This is a genomic window from Flavobacterium sp. CAN_S2 (assembly GCF_015752255.1).
Classification (GTDB): domain Bacteria; phylum Bacteroidota; class Bacteroidia; order Flavobacteriales; family Flavobacteriaceae; genus Flavobacterium.
In genome coordinates, this window is sequence record NZ_JADOVA010000003.1 from 311,941 (window position 1) to 329,591 (window position 17,651).

At 31.7% G+C, this 17,651-nt stretch carries 17 protein-coding genes; all 17 read right to left on the reverse strand.

Annotated elements, in window-relative coordinates; translation table 11 throughout:
- Positions 1-3: 3 nt before the first annotated feature.
- The 17 genes from IWX80_RS11170 to IWX80_RS11250 all read right to left on the reverse strand — a co-directional run bounded on the left by IWX80_RS11170 (position 4) and on the right by IWX80_RS11250 (position 17,308).
- The gene (locus tag IWX80_RS11170; RefSeq protein ID WP_196853513.1) at positions 4-1,056 is read right to left on the reverse strand and encodes a ketoacyl-ACP synthase III; all 1,053 of its coding nucleotides are present in this window, start codon (positions 1,054-1,056) and stop codon (positions 4-6) included.
- The gene (locus tag IWX80_RS11175) at positions 1,053-1,289 is read right to left on the reverse strand and encodes an acyl carrier protein (RefSeq protein ID WP_196853514.1); all 237 of its coding nucleotides are present in this window, start codon (positions 1,287-1,289) and stop codon (positions 1,053-1,055) included. Before IWX80_RS11175 ends, IWX80_RS11170 begins: the two co-directional genes overlap by 4 nt.
- Positions 1,290-1,301: 12 nt before the next feature.
- Positions 1,302-2,312, reverse strand: coding sequence for a 3-oxoacyl-ACP synthase III family protein (locus IWX80_RS11180; protein ID WP_196853515.1), 1,011 nt, complete (start codon positions 2,310-2,312; stop codon positions 1,302-1,304).
- Positions 2,313-2,391: 79 nt separating this feature from the next.
- The gene (locus IWX80_RS11185; protein WP_196853517.1) at positions 2,392-3,411 is read right to left on the reverse strand and encodes a hypothetical protein; all 1,020 of its coding nucleotides are present in this window, start codon (positions 3,409-3,411) and stop codon (positions 2,392-2,394) included.
- A 177-nt stretch (positions 3,412-3,588) separates the two neighbouring features.
- A complete protein-coding gene (locus IWX80_RS11190; protein WP_196853518.1) occupies positions 3,589-4,680 on the reverse strand; it encodes a glycosyltransferase family 4 protein in 1,092 nt (363 codons plus the stop codon).
- Between the two features lie 3 nt (positions 4,681-4,683).
- Positions 4,684-5,589, reverse strand: coding sequence for a glycosyltransferase family 2 protein (locus IWX80_RS11195; protein ID WP_196853519.1), 906 nt, complete (start codon positions 5,587-5,589; stop codon positions 4,684-4,686).
- 7 nt (positions 5,590-5,596) lie between these two features.
- Complete coding sequence (locus IWX80_RS11200) at positions 5,597-6,535, reverse strand: EpsG family protein (protein WP_196853521.1); 939 nt, start codon at positions 6,533-6,535, stop codon at positions 5,597-5,599.
- Positions 6,536-6,674: 139 nt separating this feature from the next.
- On the reverse strand, positions 6,675-7,793 hold the full coding sequence (locus tag IWX80_RS11205) for a glycosyltransferase family 4 protein (protein ID WP_196853522.1): 1,119 nt from the start codon (positions 7,791-7,793) through the stop codon (positions 6,675-6,677).
- On the reverse strand, positions 7,790-8,887 hold the full coding sequence (locus tag IWX80_RS11210) for a glycosyltransferase family 4 protein (RefSeq protein ID WP_196853523.1): 1,098 nt from the start codon (positions 8,885-8,887) through the stop codon (positions 7,790-7,792). Before IWX80_RS11210 ends, IWX80_RS11205 begins: the two co-directional genes overlap by 4 nt.
- Positions 8,887-9,918 carry an acyltransferase family protein gene (locus IWX80_RS11215; protein WP_196853524.1) on the reverse strand — a complete coding sequence of 344 codons (1,032 nt, stop codon included), beginning with the start codon at positions 9,916-9,918 and terminating at the stop codon, positions 8,887-8,889. The genes IWX80_RS11210 and IWX80_RS11215 overlap by 1 nt, the downstream gene beginning before the upstream one ends.
- The gene (locus tag IWX80_RS11220; RefSeq protein ID WP_196853525.1) at positions 9,919-11,052 is read right to left on the reverse strand and encodes a glycosyltransferase; all 1,134 of its coding nucleotides are present in this window, start codon (positions 11,050-11,052) and stop codon (positions 9,919-9,921) included.
- Between the two features lie 4 nt (positions 11,053-11,056).
- Complete coding sequence (locus IWX80_RS11225) at positions 11,057-12,154, reverse strand: polysaccharide pyruvyl transferase family protein (protein WP_196853526.1); 1,098 nt, start codon at positions 12,152-12,154, stop codon at positions 11,057-11,059.
- Positions 12,154-13,077: a glycosyltransferase gene (locus tag IWX80_RS11230; protein ID WP_196853527.1), complete on the reverse strand. Its 924-nt coding sequence runs from the start codon at positions 13,075-13,077 to the stop codon at positions 12,154-12,156. Before IWX80_RS11230 ends, IWX80_RS11225 begins: the two co-directional genes overlap by 1 nt.
- Positions 13,070-14,059 carry an acyltransferase family protein gene (locus tag IWX80_RS11235; protein ID WP_334682318.1) on the reverse strand — a complete coding sequence of 330 codons (990 nt, stop codon included), beginning with the start codon at positions 14,057-14,059 and terminating at the stop codon, positions 13,070-13,072. The genes IWX80_RS11230 and IWX80_RS11235 overlap by 8 nt, the downstream gene beginning before the upstream one ends.
- A 110-nt stretch (positions 14,060-14,169) precedes the next feature.
- Complete coding sequence (locus IWX80_RS11240; RefSeq protein ID WP_196853529.1) at positions 14,170-14,802, reverse strand: acetyltransferase; 633 nt, start codon at positions 14,800-14,802, stop codon at positions 14,170-14,172.
- Positions 14,793-15,872 carry a DegT/DnrJ/EryC1/StrS family aminotransferase gene (locus IWX80_RS11245; protein ID WP_196853530.1) on the reverse strand — a complete coding sequence of 360 codons (1,080 nt, stop codon included), beginning with the start codon at positions 15,870-15,872 and terminating at the stop codon, positions 14,793-14,795. The genes IWX80_RS11240 and IWX80_RS11245 overlap by 10 nt, the downstream gene beginning before the upstream one ends.
- Positions 15,869-17,308, reverse strand: coding sequence for a lipopolysaccharide biosynthesis protein (locus IWX80_RS11250; RefSeq protein ID WP_196853531.1), 1,440 nt, complete (start codon positions 17,306-17,308; stop codon positions 15,869-15,871). The genes IWX80_RS11245 and IWX80_RS11250 overlap by 4 nt, the downstream gene beginning before the upstream one ends.
- Between the last annotated feature and the right edge of the window lie 343 nt (positions 17,309-17,651).

Below are 17,651 nucleotides of genomic sequence, written 5' to 3' on the forward strand. Positions count from 1 at the left end.
CTATCAGACATCATTAACAGGAAGAATATATATTTCAGGTATATATAACAAACAATTACCCCAATTTAAACCTGAACCATATCCACTTAATAATAAATTCAAGTCTCTTTTTAGGGACTGATTATTTGAACACATCAATAACGGTATTGACACTCCACTGGTATTACCGTATTTTTCGATATTAACAAGCATTTTTTCGGCAGGTACATCCAGTTGAGATGCTATTTGATTGATAATAAATCGATTTGATTGATGCAGTAAAAAATAATCAATTGCATTTATATCTAGGCCGTAAGTTTCAAGTAAATCCTTTATCCCGGGAGCAATTTCTCTTAAAGTAAAATCAAATACTCTTGGCCCATCCATGCTTAGATTTAAGCTATTTCTTACATCATTATTCTTCCCTTTAAGTATTTCAAAACTTTGAGGAGTTACCTTGTTTCTATATCCACCATCAGGTATCATTATAGCATCAGCATTATTTCCATCTGAGAAGAAATTAAAAAAAGCAACACTTTCTTTATTCCCTGTATTTTCGATAAGAACAGCCGAGGCACCATCTCCAAAAAGCATCGAAGTACCCCTGTCATTTTTAGAAAGTATTTTAGATAACGTTTCCGCAATAATAAAAAGAACTTTCCCTTTAGAAAGCGACTGAGCTATAGCAAATGAAGTACTCAAACCCTGTATAAAACCCGCACATCCTGCATTAATATCTAGACACAGAATTTCCTTTTTTAAACCAAGGCGATGCTGCAAAATATTTGATGTAAAAGGAATTTTATAATCTGAAGTCTGGCTCAAAAAAACAAGACAATCAACATCATCATTTTTAATTTCATAAGCCGACATCAACTGTTTCGCAGCTTCAAATCCTAAGTCTGAGGCTGTAATTTCATCTGCGACCCATCTTCTTTCAAGTATGCCAACTGTTTTCTCAAAAACTCTGCGTTCTTTAGGAGAAAGCAAATCTTCAAAGGAATCATTTGAAATAATCTCCTTGGGCACACAGGAAGCAATAGCTTTTATCTCAATACCTTGGAATTTTTGAGTCATGCTTGATTAAATTTGTCTTTACCTATTCTTTCTACTAAAGAATCAATGGTAGTAATACCTTTTAAATCATCCGCAGTCAATGTAACATTAAACTCATTTGAAACATAACCTATTAACAACATAGCTGCCATAGAATCCCAATCCTCTAATTGCTTTAAATCAGTATCTAAACTTAATGCAGTTTCAATTTCTAATTCTTCTTGTAATCCTAGTAAAAAATCTGAAATATTCATAATTATTTAAATTTATAATTTATTATTTATTGTAATCAATCCACCTGCCCAAGACAATCCCACTCCAAAACCTACGATTAATAATTTTTTAGGGTTAGTGTAATCTAAGTTTTGAGATAATTTTTTTAAAGCGATTGGTATAGTATTGGAAACTGTATTACCACCATCAGCCAAATCATTATAAAATTTTTCTTTCTCTATTTTTAATCTTTTTCGCATAAAATCCAACATAAATTGATTGGCTTGATGGAATACAAAGTGATCGACACTAGTGACACTTTCCTTATTCTTTAAAAGAACCTCATTAGTAAAATCAGGAATAACAGCATTTGTAAAATTAAATACTTCCGGCCCATTCATATACAAATGATTGTCGGTATAAGTGTTGTCTGTTCCGTATGTAATCTCATCCGCTTCTTTGTCAAAAGGAAATCTACTACAACCATTTTTAACAATTAATTTATCAAAACCCGCACCATCAGTTCCAAATAAAAAATCACCTATACCTTCGTCTTCATCATAACTTATTATCGTTGCAGTCGCTGCATCTCCAAAAATAGCTCTATTAGAACGATCTTTTTTATGCAAGAATTTAGAATATGTTTCAGCAGTAACCAATAATACATTTTTGGCTTGACCGGAATTAATTAATCCCTTAGCCATACTCACTCCATAAACATAACCCGAGCATCCCAAATTAAAATCTAATGCACCAATGTTTTTTGACAGACCTAATCTATTTTGAAGAATACAAGCTGTGGTAGGTAAAAAATATTCCGGGCTTTGTGTACAATATAAAATAAAATCTATGGCATTTTTATCAAACCGTAACATTAACTTCTCTGCCGCTTTAACAGCTAAATCCAATGCAGTTTCATCTACTGCGGAAATATACCGAGTATGTATACCTACTTTTTTTTCTATTTTTGTAAAATCATAATCAGGAAATTCAACTGCTAAATCTGAATTCCTCAGTGTTGTCTTAGGAAAATAATAGTCAATTCCAATGATTTTCGAGCCCATATATATTAATATTTTGTGTAAAAGTAAAGAAAAAAATAAACGTATATTAGATTTATATATTCAAAAAAACAATGCTAATCTACATTAAGTATTCTCCGTCTGAATCAGCAAGAGTTGAAAAAATAAAATTTCTATTTTGAATTTTATCTTTATACTGTTTGTAATCCTTGATATTGCAGATGATAGGCCTATCTTTTCCTGTAATTTTAAATTTTAAAAAATCTAAAATACTATCCGTAACTTGAAGTGAACTTCCTGTTACAATTACTGGCAACATCAACTTTAATGCTACCTTTTGGGTTGCTGTTAACAGCGACATAAAATCTTCTTCTTTAGAAGTATCATACCGATAATCTACTAAAACCAAACTTGTAATTCGTTTAATTTTAACAGTCCTGACAACAAAATAGGAAGGCTTTCCTGATTGATTCTTCTCAATATTTTGGTAAACAGCATAATGGAATCCTTCAGAATAAAAGCGCCACTTCATAAATTCAACATTTCTTTCAAACTCCAATAATTGAGTATTATAAGGATCTTTTGCATCCCATAGAGAATGGATATTCACCTTTTCAAAAATGGTATTACCACTAACAATTTGAAATGGAAATTTTGAAGATTTAATGTTTTCAGCTCGCAAAAATCCTGAAAACAAAAAGAATGGATTCACCAACTTATAATATTTTTTTAAATGTCCAATAATGTGATAGCCAAAAAACTTTTCTATTCTAAGCGCTTTTTCTCCCACACCAGATGCGAAAATAGGCTCATCTTTATTTGCCTTTATGAACTCCAGCAAATGAAGCCCTACAGAATCAGTTCTTTTATTGGGATCAACAAATAAATCAAAACCCCATTCCATAGTATGGAGTTTTTTTTCAAAATAATAATTTGCAGGATGATAAAGAGCTTGACCGCTAATTTGGTTATCGTCATCATGCGCTATTACATTTTTTTCAATGAAATTGCCGGGATGCAGTGGATTAAAATACCTAAAACGAACTAATTTTTGACTTGACATAGAACGACCTGAAAAAGAGCTATCGTTAAAATCAACAAAATTATTTATAGGAATATTTTTTTGAAAGGATATTTTCATATTATTGAAAAATGTTTAAACTATATATTTTTAAAGTTTCCAGTAAATTAGAATAATTAAATAAAAATTTAACACAGCCACCAATATCAGATTTTATTTTGTAAGAATCAGCAATATAACTTGCTTTTGCAAAATATTTTTTTTTGATGATTAAATTTATCCAAACTTTAGTACAAACTACTTTCTTATAAATTCTACAAGGGTATTTGCAGACTTTTCCCATGTTAAATCCTTTAAAGCGTAATTCAAAGCATTACTGGCAAATTCAGTTATCAAACCCGGATTCCCATAAAAAATATTAATTGCATTCGCAATTTCCTCTACATTTGGATTTACAATAATACCGGTCATCTCAGGAACTTGTTCTGCCAAAGCTCCTACATTTGTAACTACAACTGTTTTACCACAACCAAAAGCTAATGGGATGATTCCTGATTGGCTTGCATCGATATAGGGTAGTACTAAAAAATCACAAGTGCTTATCAAGTAACCTATCTCATCATCTGATAACCACTTATTAATCACGGTTATTGAGTCTTTTCTAGATTCGATTTGTTTTTCATAAAATTTTAAATCACCACTACCTGCAATTGTTAAATTTAATTTAGGGTTAGTTTTTTCTAATAAATTAAAAGCATCTAATAAAAGCTGTATACCCTTATACTTTTCTATTCTTCCTATAAAAAGTATATTATGTTTTAATCCATGCTTTCCTATTAATTCCTCTTTTCTGTAGTAAGAAAAACTAGCATGAGGAATAACACATATATCCGTTTCATCAAAACCCATTTTAATGGCTAAATCAATATCTTTATTGTTTAGTATTATTAATTTGTGTGATAATTTAATTCCTGCAATATAAGGTGGATACAAAAGCATATTCTCACCTAAGTGTACCTTCACATCATGAACTGTAGAATATATCTTGAATTTTTGCAAAAAAACATATAAAATAGTACTCCACAAATGCATAAAAGGAGCATATATTGATTCAGGTCTAAACTGTTTTATACTCCTAATTATTTTGTAATAATTCAAAAAATTAAAAGAGTTAAGAATAAAACTGCTTACATTGGTATAAGTGGGAAAAAATAATAGTTCAACATTACTATTATTTTTAAATGTATCTAGCCATACTTCCTTATTCTCTAGATTTTCAGATAGAATAAGTTGAATAGTATTTTCATAAGATAATGCTTTAGCCATTTCCAAAGAATAAACAGTACCTGCTCCTAGTCGCCCTAAATATATTATGGTAATTCTGATCATGATTTAGTTCTCAAGTTTATCTTTAATATGGTTATTTCGATTTCTGTACTTAGTATAAAAATAAAGTAACACACCCGCTGGAATAGCAATAATTGTTAAGAAAATTTTTGGACTTTCAGAGATGAATTTACCATTTTTTAGTACGATACTACTTGAAACATAATGAACTGCATTCCTGAATTGATCAACTAAAAAAGGTGAATATTCCATAATTATCTTCCTCTGATGAGCAAATCCTTTGGGGTTTTTTAAATATTGCTTAAAAATATTTAATGTTGATCCATCTTCCATATAATCAACAATACAAAAAACCTCATTGAAACATAAAACCTTATAATCCCTATCTATAACTATAGGCAAATATAGGGGAACGAATTTTTCATTTGCAAATGTTGGATATTCGTTATATCTTTTTAACACTTGTGTTCTGTAAATGGATTTTTTATCACCTGATACATTAAAACGAGGTTTGAGTTCAGAATAAGTGCATTCTTTTAGTGTTTCCGGGAAAGGTATTCCTATTATGCTACCCTCTACATCCGCATCTAGACCGACAATACCCGCATAACTATCTCCACCAAACTCTTCCCACAATGAAAGGATTCTTTCAATCGCATTATCGGGCATGTAATCGTCAGAATCAATACACACATTGAGTTCCGTTTCAATCAGTTTATGTGCTGTATTATGCCCCGTATGCATGCCTCCGTTCTCTTTATAATGGTACTGAATTAAAATTTTATTCTGTTTAATCCATGATTCAACTAGTTCTTTAGTATCATCCGTTGACCCATCATCAATAACTAACCATAAAAAATCTTGAGATGTTTGATTGCATAAGCTTTTATAAACTAGGTCTAAACAATAACCTCGATTATAAGTGGGAGTGAAAACCGTAATTTTCTTCATTTTCAATTTATTTAACAACATTCATAAAAAAAGTAAATGCGAAATAAGCGACAAGGATAGAACCTATTACTTTAAGCTGATTAGATAACATATTTTTCTTTAGCAATGGATATATAATAATAATCCCCATCATGAACCATGATAAAGCGGCAAAGCGATTGGAAAAATTAGCTCGTATAACCAAAATCCAAAACGCATTTACGGTTAAATAAATACTTACTAATCTGAAATAATTTTCATCAACAAATTTTTTCTTGTAAATAAAGTAGAAAGCTGCATAAACTGCAGCCGCACTGTACAATAAAAAATCCCAACGGAAGCCAGTACTGGAAAATTCATCATCATTAACGTTTCCGGCTGTTAAATAGCTTACACGATCATCTTCTATCAATCCTGCAAAAAAACTTTCCCAAAAACCCGCTGCAAGTAAAGATAGAGGAATACTACTAAACCATAATAAAAAATACAACTTAGGTTTTTTAATAAATAATGTCAAACAGTAAGCACCAACTAACAGCAACATTGATTTATGAAACCCTACAGCTATTAGAAACCAAAATACTTTAGAAGGAAGGCTTTTTCTGGAAAATGCCAACAATATAAATGATGTGGCAATTGAACTTCGAACCCCATTTACACCACCAGCCCAAAAAGAAAAAGAGACTACCAAAAACAAAAAAGCGTAGCCCCAATAATTTTTAAACCATGTCTTACATACCAAATAAAGCGGACTAATATAAAGTAAGGTACAGATCAAAAAATAAACATGAACACTCATTATTTTTGAACTTAACTGCGTAAAAAGATGGAACAAATAATCTGAACCAGGCAAAATTTCAGCACCATTTTGATAATTTACAAAAAACTCGTTATACGTTGATGTATCCCCAAAATAGCGACCGCTAATAGGACGTAACCCCATATAAGGAACTATAACGACAATCAATAAGACTCCTACAATTTTGATAAACTGCAGATGCTTTTCCGAACTAATTGTTTCAGTTCTAGTTTTCAGAAATGTAAAAAAAACTACTATTAATAAAAAATAGTAATAAATAGGGGTGTAAATTTCTAAAGGTATAAAATCAAACATGCATACTATTAAATAAAGTTATCCAATTTTTCATTACCATTTTATCTGAAAAATTTTTACTGTTTAGTTTGGCTTGCAGTCCATACTTTTTTCTTTTGGCTTCATCTTGAATTAAAAACAATATTTTTTGCCCTAAAGCAAAAGAATTCTGATTGTCTGCCAAAAAACCATCCTCTTCATTAGAAATAATATTGCGAGGACCATTTGGACAGTCAAAAGACACTACAGGCAGGCCAACTGACAAAGCTTCCAATAAAACCATAGGAAAACATTCGGTGACAGAACTCATTGCGTAAAGACTATATTGACAAAAAGTTTTGGTCATATTAGAGGAAATCCCCTTAAAAAAAACCGTATTTCCTAATTTTTTTTCTTGAATCAATTTTTCTAAAAACTGTTGGGTCTCTAAGTAATCTTCCCCATAAATATGCAGTTCCCATTCGGGTTCAGTATCATGCACAATTCCCCAAGCTTCTATAAGTTTATCAAATCCTTTTACTGGCGCAATCCTACCTGCTGCAACAACCGCTTTACGATCCAAAAGAGCTTGTTCTTCAGGAACAACTATGGAATTAGGAATCACTACTATATTTTCAGTATTATAATACGCCGCTTCATCGGTATTCAAGACCACAATTGAATCATACTGTTTCTCTATCCAATCATTAAATCTATATTTGATTTGTTGTAATACAGACTTATTTTCCAATCGGTTTTGTGCATCCAAATAACGAGACGAATGGAATTCCTTTATTTTTTTGGATTTTGAATGCAAAAAAGGCATCCCATAGTAATCAAAACCAAAATTGCATACAATAACGAAATCGGGTTCCAACTGTTGTAAAGTACTGTTCAGCTTACAAAGATGGAGTGGAATTTTCAATAAATTATGGATAGAAAAATAACTCTTATTTCGTTGATAATTAATCTCCAAATCTAAAAATTGTATTTTTTCACTAAACGCGTAGCATGGCTTTTTACCTCTTTGTTCACACGTAACAATCACTACCTCATAGCCTAATTCCTCTGCAAAATAATTTGCCTTTGTAGCCATCACTTTTTCAATCCCGCCATGTAAATAGATTTGATCTGTACTAAATACTATTTTCATTTTACCAATTGTTTAAACAGCATATCCCATTGTTTTACGATAATTTCAGGACTGAATCGCTGCACGTTAAGCCTTGCTTTTTGCCCCATCTTTATACGCTGGTCTTTATTTGCTATTAAATCATTTATTCTAAGGGCGAACGAGTCAATATTTCCATTCGCTACGACATATCCATCTACCTCATTTTGAATAATATCCGCAGGCCCGTAGTTACAATCAAATGAAACACATGGAACTCCACAAGCCATTGCCTCAATCAATACCATGCCAAAGCCTTCAAAACGAGAAGACATCACATAAATGGAACCCTCTAAATACTTGCTTTGAATATCTTTTTCGGGCGGATAAAAACAAACGCTGTCACTAATCCTTAATGATTTTGACAGTTCTTCTAACTTATATTCAGGAGCAATTGTACCATAAATTTCTAATCGCCAGTCCGGATGGCTCCGATTCACTATTTGCCATGCGGCCAACAATCGATCATATCCTTTTTGAAACCCTTGTTTGCCTACTGCAATTACTTTTTTATTTTGTAGCGTGCTAGATTTTTCTGGATAAAAAGATAGAGGATTTGCAATCACAAGCATATTCGTTAAAGATTGCCATTCTAATGTATTCCCCTTCGTTAATACCACAAATTTAGAAAAACTGGAAGCCAATTGCTCCATTACTTTCCATTTCGTTTGTACTAACTTTTTCTTTAAAGAGGAAAAGGACTCGTTCATTTCTATTTCTTTAGAAACATGCCGTTCATAAATAACAGGTATATTTTTTCCAATAATTTTAGGAATAAAAAAACCTTTTAGCCCATCATCACATACAGAAATCACATCTGGATTAAGCTCTCTAACTATTCTTTCAATTCCGTTTTTATACTGTTTTATGTATTTAATAGGATTACCACCAACAGTAATAGAAAGCATTTTAATTCTATCTGAAAAAGAATAAAATGGATCTTTATCATTATTGTTTAAGCAAAGTATGGTAACATCATACGAATAGTGTTCCACCAAATACGAGGCTTTGATCGAAAGCACCCGTTCTAATCCTCCTGCTCCGTTTATACCGTTAGTTATATAAAGTAATTTCATTATAATCGCACTGTTTTTAGTATGACATTGTTTATTCTATTAACGAGTATAGAGCTAAGTATGCTGCAACAGACTAATAATAAAAATATAGGCAGAACGTATGTGGCACTGTAAATAAATTTCTCGAAATAAACCATATAAAAAAACATATGTACCAACCACATATTTGTAGCATGCGGCGCTATATAATTTAGGACTCTATTGATGTAATCCGGCAAATTAATCTGAATAAATAAAAACAAAAAAGGTAATGCAAGAAAGGGTGAGATCACAAAATTCGGAATGAAACCATGGACAACCACTAATAAAAAAATACATAAAAGTGCAGTAGCATTTTTATAAGGTATAAATGCAAAAAACTGGCTTATTCTGGTATTCCACTTTGCTTTTAAGGCTAGTCCTCCAATATAAAAAGGCAGCAAAGAAGTTCCAAACAAACTGAGCTGCCGCTGCAACCAGTTGAGAATGTCATGATCAAATAAATTGGGTTGGTATACTCTGAAATAAAAAGCAACAATATATATTACCAAACAAATACTAGAGAAAAGCGTTATTGATGACCTGTCTATTAATCGAAATAAAAAAGCCGATGTAGCAACTAAAAGTAAATAGGTGAAGAAAAACCACCACGCTCCATTATACGAACTATCAAGAGCACTAAAATTCAAGAAAAACTTAGTTAGACTGCCTGGATAATCTTTTTTATTTAAAAGCAGACCTAAAATAACCGCGAACAATATCAGAATGATCCAATAATTGATGTATAATTTTTTGATCCTTACACTGTTTTCTTTGTCATAAGAAAAGGGATTTTTTTGAAATTTAAAATACAGTCCATAACCGCTTACAAAGCAAAAAATAGGAACACAAGCATCACAAAACAATGAAATATAATAGGATACCGATTGAGTTCCTATAAACAACAATGGTTCAAAAAGTCCTTGATGTCCTCTATTGAACAAATGAAGAAAAAGCATCATTAATGCAGCTACCGCTTTTAGTTGGTTGGATTTCTTAACCGTAATCTCCATTTAATTCATTAAGTTTTCAAATTGCAATACGGTTTGTTCTTTATCCGAATTATCTAACTGAGATAGATTATAAACCAATTTAGATTTTAAATCACTGTCATTCATCAATAACTCTATTTTATCAGTTATACTGTTAGCATTCATTTCAGCAATAAGACCTGTTTCATTATCTTTTAGAATCCCATAAACAGTTGGGAAATTGGTGCATACAATTGGCTTATTTAGGTAAGAAGCCTCAATAACCGTTAAGCCCAGCCCTTCAAATAAAGAAGTTTGTACATAAATATCACAATTAAGCATGTAAGGATAAGGATTATCAGTCATTCCTATCAATGTAATGTGATTCGTTAATTCTTTCTGTCTTATTATTTTTTCTAAACTATTGCGTTCACTTCCCTCTCCAACTATATACCAATGTATTGAATATCCTTTACTGACTAACTTTTGACAGCTTTCTATCGCTAAATGCAACCCTTTTTGTTTTGCTAATCGGCAAACTGTAACGATATTAATTTCGTCTTCTTTAAAAACTAATTTTGCTGAGTTTTTGCTTTGTTGGCGGATTATTGTTTTATCAGAAATATCTTTTATTATTTCAATATTTAAATTTTCATTTATCTTTTTCAATTCATCGTTTAGTCCTTTTTTTGCTTCTGGTGAAACCGCTACTACAAAATCAAAATTCTTATAAATCGGATAATCAAACTCAATATTATATCCTGCTTTTTGATAATCAATATTTAACCATGCTACTTTCTTACAGGCAACAATATATTGATTGACAAAATAGGTTGCAAAACCCTGATTGTATGCTATTGCAACGTCGTACTTTTTGGTAATACCCGTAAATTTAGAATGAATTATAGACCAAAACAGTTGTGCATGATGCGAATTATTACTGTAGAATTTTCTTTTAAATTTATAAAAAATTCTTTCTGCTATATTTAATTTTGGGATGTTATTATAGATAATCGTTACCTCTTCCGGCACAAATTTTTCAAAAACTCCCTCTTTATGAAATAATATCAGATCAACTGCATACTTATCATAATCAATATTTTGCAGCAAAGTGACCAAACTCTTTTCAGCACCACCAAGGTGAAGGGATTCAATAACAAAAACCAAGTTTTTCATACTGTTACAGTTTTAAGCTATTCAATAAAAAGCTTTTTGAAAATTCTCTTTTAGTTTCCACTTTTTCATTTACGTCATTATAATTAATCTCTTTCCTTTCTAAAAATTTTTCATAATTAGAAACTAAATGCTTTTCTAAACCTAATAAACCTAATAAATCGCGCATACGTGTATTTATTTTATCTGTCCTATTGATTACCACAAATTGTTTGTTGAAAATCAGAGAGAAAGCCACAGCATGGAATGAATTAGTGATATTGAAACTCGAGTAATGAACTAGTGACAAAAACTGCTCCGGCCCATCTAAATAAAAATTTCTATCAGCATAGTCAATGTTTTTATTAACCGTAAATATTTTATATCCTTTTTCTTTTTTTAGATGCAGTGCAATTTTTTTTATTAAAGGATTTGAATCGAAATCATATAGAAAAAGATAGTTACTTTCAATTTTACTAACAAAGCTTTCTTTCCAATGTTCTGCTTCTAATAAAAAAACAGGATCTAATACTTGAACTGCACTATTTATGCCTAATTCATTTAAAATTCGCACACCAGAAGTTTCTCGAACACCAACAGCATCCAATTTTGAGATATTTTCCTTGACCAACGGTTTAACATCGTCAGTAATCTCATCCGTGGCAAAAGAAGCAGCGTAGGATATTTTTAATTTTTCTTGTGGTACAAAATTTAAATAAAAGGCCGGATCTTTTCCGTTTTGAAAAAAAGAATTCCATATTTGATCACTACCACAAATAAAAGCGTCTGCTTCCGGCAAATTAGTTTTTAAATCTTCATTCGTTTCATAACGTAGTTTTCCGGTTGGGATATACTTTTCTGCAAATAAGTCAAAAGCTTTTTTACGTTTTAAGTCTTTTAATCGACCCGGTAACTTTATTAATAAGTACAGTTGTTTTAGAAAAGGCTTGTCAAATATTGGATTCGACACTACATTTAGATCAAAATGACCTGATAAATAAGAGGGCTTGTAATGAACCGCTTCTGCCTCATGCCCATTTGAATTTAAAAATTGCAATAAAGCATATTCCTGCAAACTTGCCCCATGATTATAGACTTCATGGCATGTAATTGTTTTAATTTTCATTAAATAAAATATTTTATTGCAGTTTTAATATTTGATTTTGATATTTTTCCATAATAACAAAAATTCACAACATAGAGTAAAAGGAAATATATTGACTTTGGTAATTCATTATTTTGTTTCAATCTTATTGAATACCTAATATAATTATCGATTTTATAATTTTTTATAATCTGTAATGATTTTTTATAGTTATATTGTGCAAAAAATGAAATCATAAATGTATATGAAATAAAAGATTTTGAGTATTTTTTATTAATATCATTTAATGACCAAACACCAACTTCGCTAACTCTATAAGCACTCCCAACAAAATTTAATATATTAAAGTCACCAAAATTCATCAAGTATACCATTAAAAATGTATCCCCATTATTAATTTTACTAGAATCAAAACTTAAAAAATCATTTAATAAAACATTTTTAAATAAAATACATTGGGTAAAGTATCCTATTTCTTGATATTCACTATTTGAAAGCTTTTTATTATTTTCATCAACAATTGATCTATGATGACTTGTAAGTATAAAAGTCTTATTTTGCTCCAAAAAATCAACTTGCTTTTGCAATTTTAAAGGGTCAGTCCAATAGTCATCTCCTTCGCAAAGAGCAATGTATTTACCTTTTGCTTGTTGTAATGCCCAAATAAAGTTAGGCATCATACCTAAGTTTTTTCCATGACGCGTATATTTCACAGTTACATTTGCAGGCGCTTTGTAAAGTAATTTTTTAACTACTTCATCAGTGCCGTCTGGTGAACAGTCATTGGCGATAATCAATTCTACCTGGAAATCATTTTCCTGCATGAAAACACCGTTGATTGCCTCAGCAATATATTTTTCATGTCCGTAGGTGATCATAACAACGCTGACCTGTGTTCCTGTTATTTCCAATTCGCTATTTATTTCTAATTTATTTTTAGACATGACTTCTCTTAAATTTTAAAAAATACTTTTCAAAATATTCATAGGAAATTGAAGAAAATAAAATGGTTAACGGAATAGTAATAATATAAATAACCAAATTACTTTTTAAATAAATACCACACTGAATTCCTATTTGTAAAGCGATGAGATGATACATGTACATCCCATATGATATATTCCCTAAATAATTCAGTGGCTTATATTCTAACAAATTTTTGTATCGTTCATTACAAGCCAAATTAAAAATAATTACACCAAAAAATATCGAATATATTTCGTAGTGCAGGAAGCCAAAATTAACTCCAAAAACGAGAAATATTAATGTAAAAACTACAATAGCTAAAAATAATAACCTGTTAAACAATATACTTTTTATTTTATGATGATTATCAAAATATATTACTCCGAAGACACCGCCAATAGCCATACAATCAATATTGAAAAGAGACCAGAAATTTGATAAATGCTGCCAAAAAAGATCATAAATTGCTAATTTCCCTAATAACAATTTAACCGCTAGATAAAATACCACAATGCAAATCATCCCAGGTATTAAAAATTTACGGAACTTGTCTATAAAATGGGGCCAAAGTAGGTAAAACTGTTCTTCGGTACCCAATGACCAGCTTTGCGATACCATTGGTACTTCTTTAAATAGCGCTACAGATAAATTGGGAAGAATAATGATGTACAAGATCAATTTTATATATAGATTATCTTCTACAGGAGGAAACATAGGTGAAGGAATAATCCAAAATGAGAAATGAGGAAAGACAAAAAAGCCCAAGAGGAGAATTAAAAAATAAACTGGCCAAATCCGTAATATCCGTCTCATATAAAAGTCTCGGTACGAAATTTTCCCATGTTTATCCTTTTCTTGTAAAAGTAATGATGTTATTAAAAAACCACTTAACACAAAAAAAAGAATAACTCCCAACTTTCCTATAATTTTAAAAAAAGGAACATGTGAGATATTAGGCAAATGAAAGAATTATTTATACATTTCAATATGAAAAATAATAACTAAAAGCGCTGCAATGCACCTTACTGCATTAAGATTGGGGAAATATGTTTTCATTAAAGAATTTTATATTAAATATGTTTTTTAATATGTGCAGGAACTCCTGCAACCATCACGTGATCGGGGACGTGGGTTCGCACTACTGAACCTGCTGCAATCACTGCATAATTACCAATAATAATATCGGGGAAAATTATAGATCCCGATCCGATTCTTACAAAATCACCAATATTACATCTTCCTAGAAGTTTAACATCAGGAGATAGTTCACAAAATTCCCCAATAACTACATCATGAGTAATAATAGAATTATAATAAATCATCGTTCCCTTGCCAATGGTTACGTCATTACTGATTTTCACACCACCAAGAATATTGCAACCCTCAGCTATTTTTATATTAAAACTACCAATTTCTGCATTTTTACTAATCGTTGAGGTAAATATTCCTTTCAAATCAATAAATTTTTCCGCCAATTTAAAACGCAATTGGGGATGCCCTATACCTAATGTAAACTGATTTGAAATAGTATTAAAATAATCTTTAGCCTGTTCTTTTGTGTTGAGTATTGGAAACCGTCCAAATAGATTTTCAGGACTATCGGCATTGAAATCATCATAAAAACAAAGATTTTCGGTATCCCCATTTTGATGAAGAATTTCTAAAACTTCTTTAGCAAAGCCTTTGGCCCCAATTATAAGCATGAATTTTTATTTATAATTTGAATTATTCGCAATACATCTTCCTCTCCCAAACCTTCATACAAAGGCAAACACATAACGCGAGAAGCGATACTCTCGGATACCGGCATGTTCTCTCCATTTACATAAGGAATAGTATTCAGCGAAGGGTAAAAATACCTTCTGGGGAAAATATCGTTGTCATTCAACACCTTTTGAACCCCTAGTAATTGTGTTTCTGTCTCAAAAACCACGGGATAGTAACTGTAGTTCCAAGTGGTATTCGCTCTAATTTGTAAAGCAGTCAATTTAGTAAAATCCAGTTGAGACGAATACAAATCGACTACCTTTTTTCGGCTGGCCACAATCTCATCCATATGCGGAAGAACACTTAGTCCCATAGCAGCCTGCAACTCTGATATTTTTCCATTAATCCCCAATCCATGAAATTCTAACGGCCCATTGTGTCCAAAGTTATGACTGTAAAACAATTGATGCCTTAAGGTTTCGTCGTTGCAAAACAGCGCACCGCCTTCACCAGTGTGAAACAATTTAGTCGCATGAAAACTACAAGTGCTCACGTCTCCATATTCAAAAATAGATTTGTCGTTGTAGGTAACACCAAAAGCATGCGCAGCATCATAAATCACTTTAAGCTGATGCTTGACAGCAATAGCTTCAATAGCTTCAATAGCGCAAGGGTTTCCAAAAACATGAGTAGCTAAAATAGCGGTAGTTTTAGAAGTAATCGCCTGCTCAATCTTTGTTTCATCTATCGTTAAATAGTCAGGGTGAATATCTACAAATACCGGAGTACAATGCTCCCAAAGTATTGCCGCTGTCGTGGCAACATAACTAAAGGGTGTGGTGATGATTTCTCCTTGCTGTCCCAGCACCTGCAACGCAATCTGTATGGGAATTGTTCCGTTATTCATCACTGTAATATTGGAAACTTCCAATTTATCTTTCAGTTTATCTTCTAATTCCTGCAGTAATTCCCCACGGTTGGTCAACCATTGGTTGCGCCAGATGCGTTCCAGTTGCAGGGTATATTCTTCTATTGGAGGAAAAAAGGTCTTTGTTACGTTGATCATTGTCTTTTTGCAATTGTAATTAATTCAAATAAAGAGCTTAATTTAAAAATGTAAGCTGCTAAAATATAGAGTAAAACTCCTAAAGCGCTGCCGGAAATAAGTCTAAAAAAGTCTACAAAATAGTAACTTTCTAATACTAAATCTGATACTAGTATCAAACCACCTACTCCAATACTAACGAAAATAATGGGCAAAATATCTTTGGTTTGTTGCCAAGCGGTGTAATTTAAAAATTTACCGCTATAATGCGTGTTGATAAAAAAACACAGCACCGAGCCAATTACACTTCCGTATAAAAGTCCGTAAATTCCAAACTGAAATGAAATCAGAATAATGACAACCGTCAATATTTTTTTGACTATTTCCAGTTTCAAGAATAAATCACTTCTGCCCTTGACTATCAAAATCTGTAAATTGTAGGAGTGAATGGGATACAAAATACCATTAAAACACAAAATTTGAAAATAAGGTACAGCAGGCATCCATTTTTCAGTGAATAACAACCTAAATAACGGTTCGGCTACTACTGCCATTAAAATTAGGGTAGGCGTAACTAAAAATAAAACCATCTGCATGATTTTTTTATACACCATTTTAAGTCGTTCCTCGTCATTCTGGATGGTGGCAAAGAGCGGAAAAGTTACTTTACCAATAATGGAATTTATAGCTCCAACCGGAAACATTTGTAAATTTTCGGCACGGTTGTAAAAGCCCACTTGTGCAGGCAAGTAAAATTTCCCTATGATTATGGTGTACGCATTGGTAAAAAGAATGTCTAATATTCCGGAAAACATCAACTTCATCCCATAGTGGAAATGAAATTTGAATTTTTCCCTATTAAAAACCCACAAAGGTTTCCAATTAGAATAATACCACAATTGCATTGTGGATGCCAACGATTGTATAATAGCACTCCAGACCAAACTCCAAACGCCATAGCCCATATACGCCATGGTTACACCAACAATACAACCGATCAAAAGGGACGGAATTGACACTTTAAGTTGCGTTTTGAAATTCATAGACTTGTTCAGTCGTGTTATCTGAATGGCTGAAAAAGCATTAATCACAAAAATAATACTGTATACCCGAACCACAGAAGTTAAAACAGGTTGGTTATAAAAGCTGGCGATAAAAGGCGCAAGAAATATAATAAGTCCATACAGGATACAACTGACAACCAAATTAAAAAAGAACACTGTGGAGTAATCTTCTTCATCTACATGTTCCGTCCGGATTAATGAACTGGTCATGCCACTATTGATAAGGGTGACAGCTAAGCCCATAAAAACCCCCAGCATGGCAATTAATCCAAATTCAGCAGGCAGCAACAGCCGCGCTAAAATGATAGAAACAACGAGCCCAATACCTTGCGTACCGAACAATTGTAGCGAGCTCCAAAAAACACCTGATAGCGCTTGTTTTTTTAATGACATAGGTATTTTTGAAAAAATTAACAAAGTCAAGAACTCTCTACTTTACATAGCAGAAGATTCTTTATAAGTTTAAAACAATTTGTAAAACCTGGACTGATAAAAAATAAAGTGTCCCAATACAAAACAAGCACTACTTAACATATTATCTTGTAATAAAGATTGGTACTAAGTTTTGTGATAAGTGTTATTCTGAATAAACAAAATAATTCAAAGTGTTATAACTACCATCTTTCAAATAATGGTCTCTCTGCATAAATTTTAAGTCAGATTGCATCATCTCTTTGACTAATGTAGTTAAAAGATAATTACACTCCCAGCTGAGTTTTGTCTCAGCTTTGGTAGG

Coding starts and splice junctions, on each gene's coding strand:
- IWX80_RS11215 (WP_196853524.1), bottom strand. CDS start 9,918: ATGGAGATTACGGTTAAGAAATCCAACCAACTAAAAGCGGTAGCTGCA.
- IWX80_RS11220 (WP_196853525.1), bottom strand. CDS start 11,052: ATGAAAAACTTGGTTTTTGTTATTGAATCCCTTCACCTTGGTGGTGCT.
- IWX80_RS11225 (WP_196853526.1), bottom strand. CDS start 12,154: ATGAAAATTAAAACAATTACATGCCATGAAGTCTATAATCATGGGGCA.
- IWX80_RS11205 (WP_196853522.1), bottom strand. CDS start 7,793: ATGAAAATAGTATTTAGTACAGATCAAATCTATTTACATGGCGGGATT.
- IWX80_RS11190 (WP_196853518.1), bottom strand. CDS start 4,680: ATGATCAGAATTACCATAATATATTTAGGGCGACTAGGAGCAGGTACT.
- IWX80_RS11230 (WP_196853527.1), bottom strand. CDS start 13,077: ATGTCTAAAAATAAATTAGAAATAAATAGCGAATTGGAAATAACAGGA.
- IWX80_RS11175 (WP_196853514.1), bottom strand. CDS start 1,289: ATGAATATTTCAGATTTTTTACTAGGATTACAAGAAGAATTAGAAATT.
- IWX80_RS11240 (WP_196853529.1), bottom strand. CDS start 14,802: ATGCTTATAATTGGGGCCAAAGGCTTTGCTAAAGAAGTTTTAGAAATT.
- IWX80_RS11250 (WP_196853531.1), bottom strand. CDS start 17,308: ATGTCATTAAAAAAACAAGCGCTATCAGGTGTTTTTTGGAGCTCGCTA.
- IWX80_RS11180 (WP_196853515.1), bottom strand. CDS start 2,312: ATGGGCTCGAAAATCATTGGAATTGACTATTATTTTCCTAAGACAACA.
- IWX80_RS11170 (WP_196853513.1), bottom strand. CDS start 1,056: ATGACTCAAAAATTCCAAGGTATTGAGATAAAAGCTATTGCTTCCTGT.
- IWX80_RS11195 (WP_196853519.1), bottom strand. CDS start 5,589: ATGAAGAAAATTACGGTTTTCACTCCCACTTATAATCGAGGTTATTGT.
- IWX80_RS11245 (WP_196853530.1), bottom strand. CDS start 15,872: ATGATCAACGTAACAAAGACCTTTTTTCCTCCAATAGAAGAATATACC.
- IWX80_RS11185 (WP_196853517.1), bottom strand. CDS start 3,411: ATGAAAATATCCTTTCAAAAAAATATTCCTATAAATAATTTTGTTGAT.
- IWX80_RS11210 (WP_196853523.1), bottom strand. CDS start 8,887: ATGAAATTACTTTATATAACTAACGGTATAAACGGAGCAGGAGGATTA.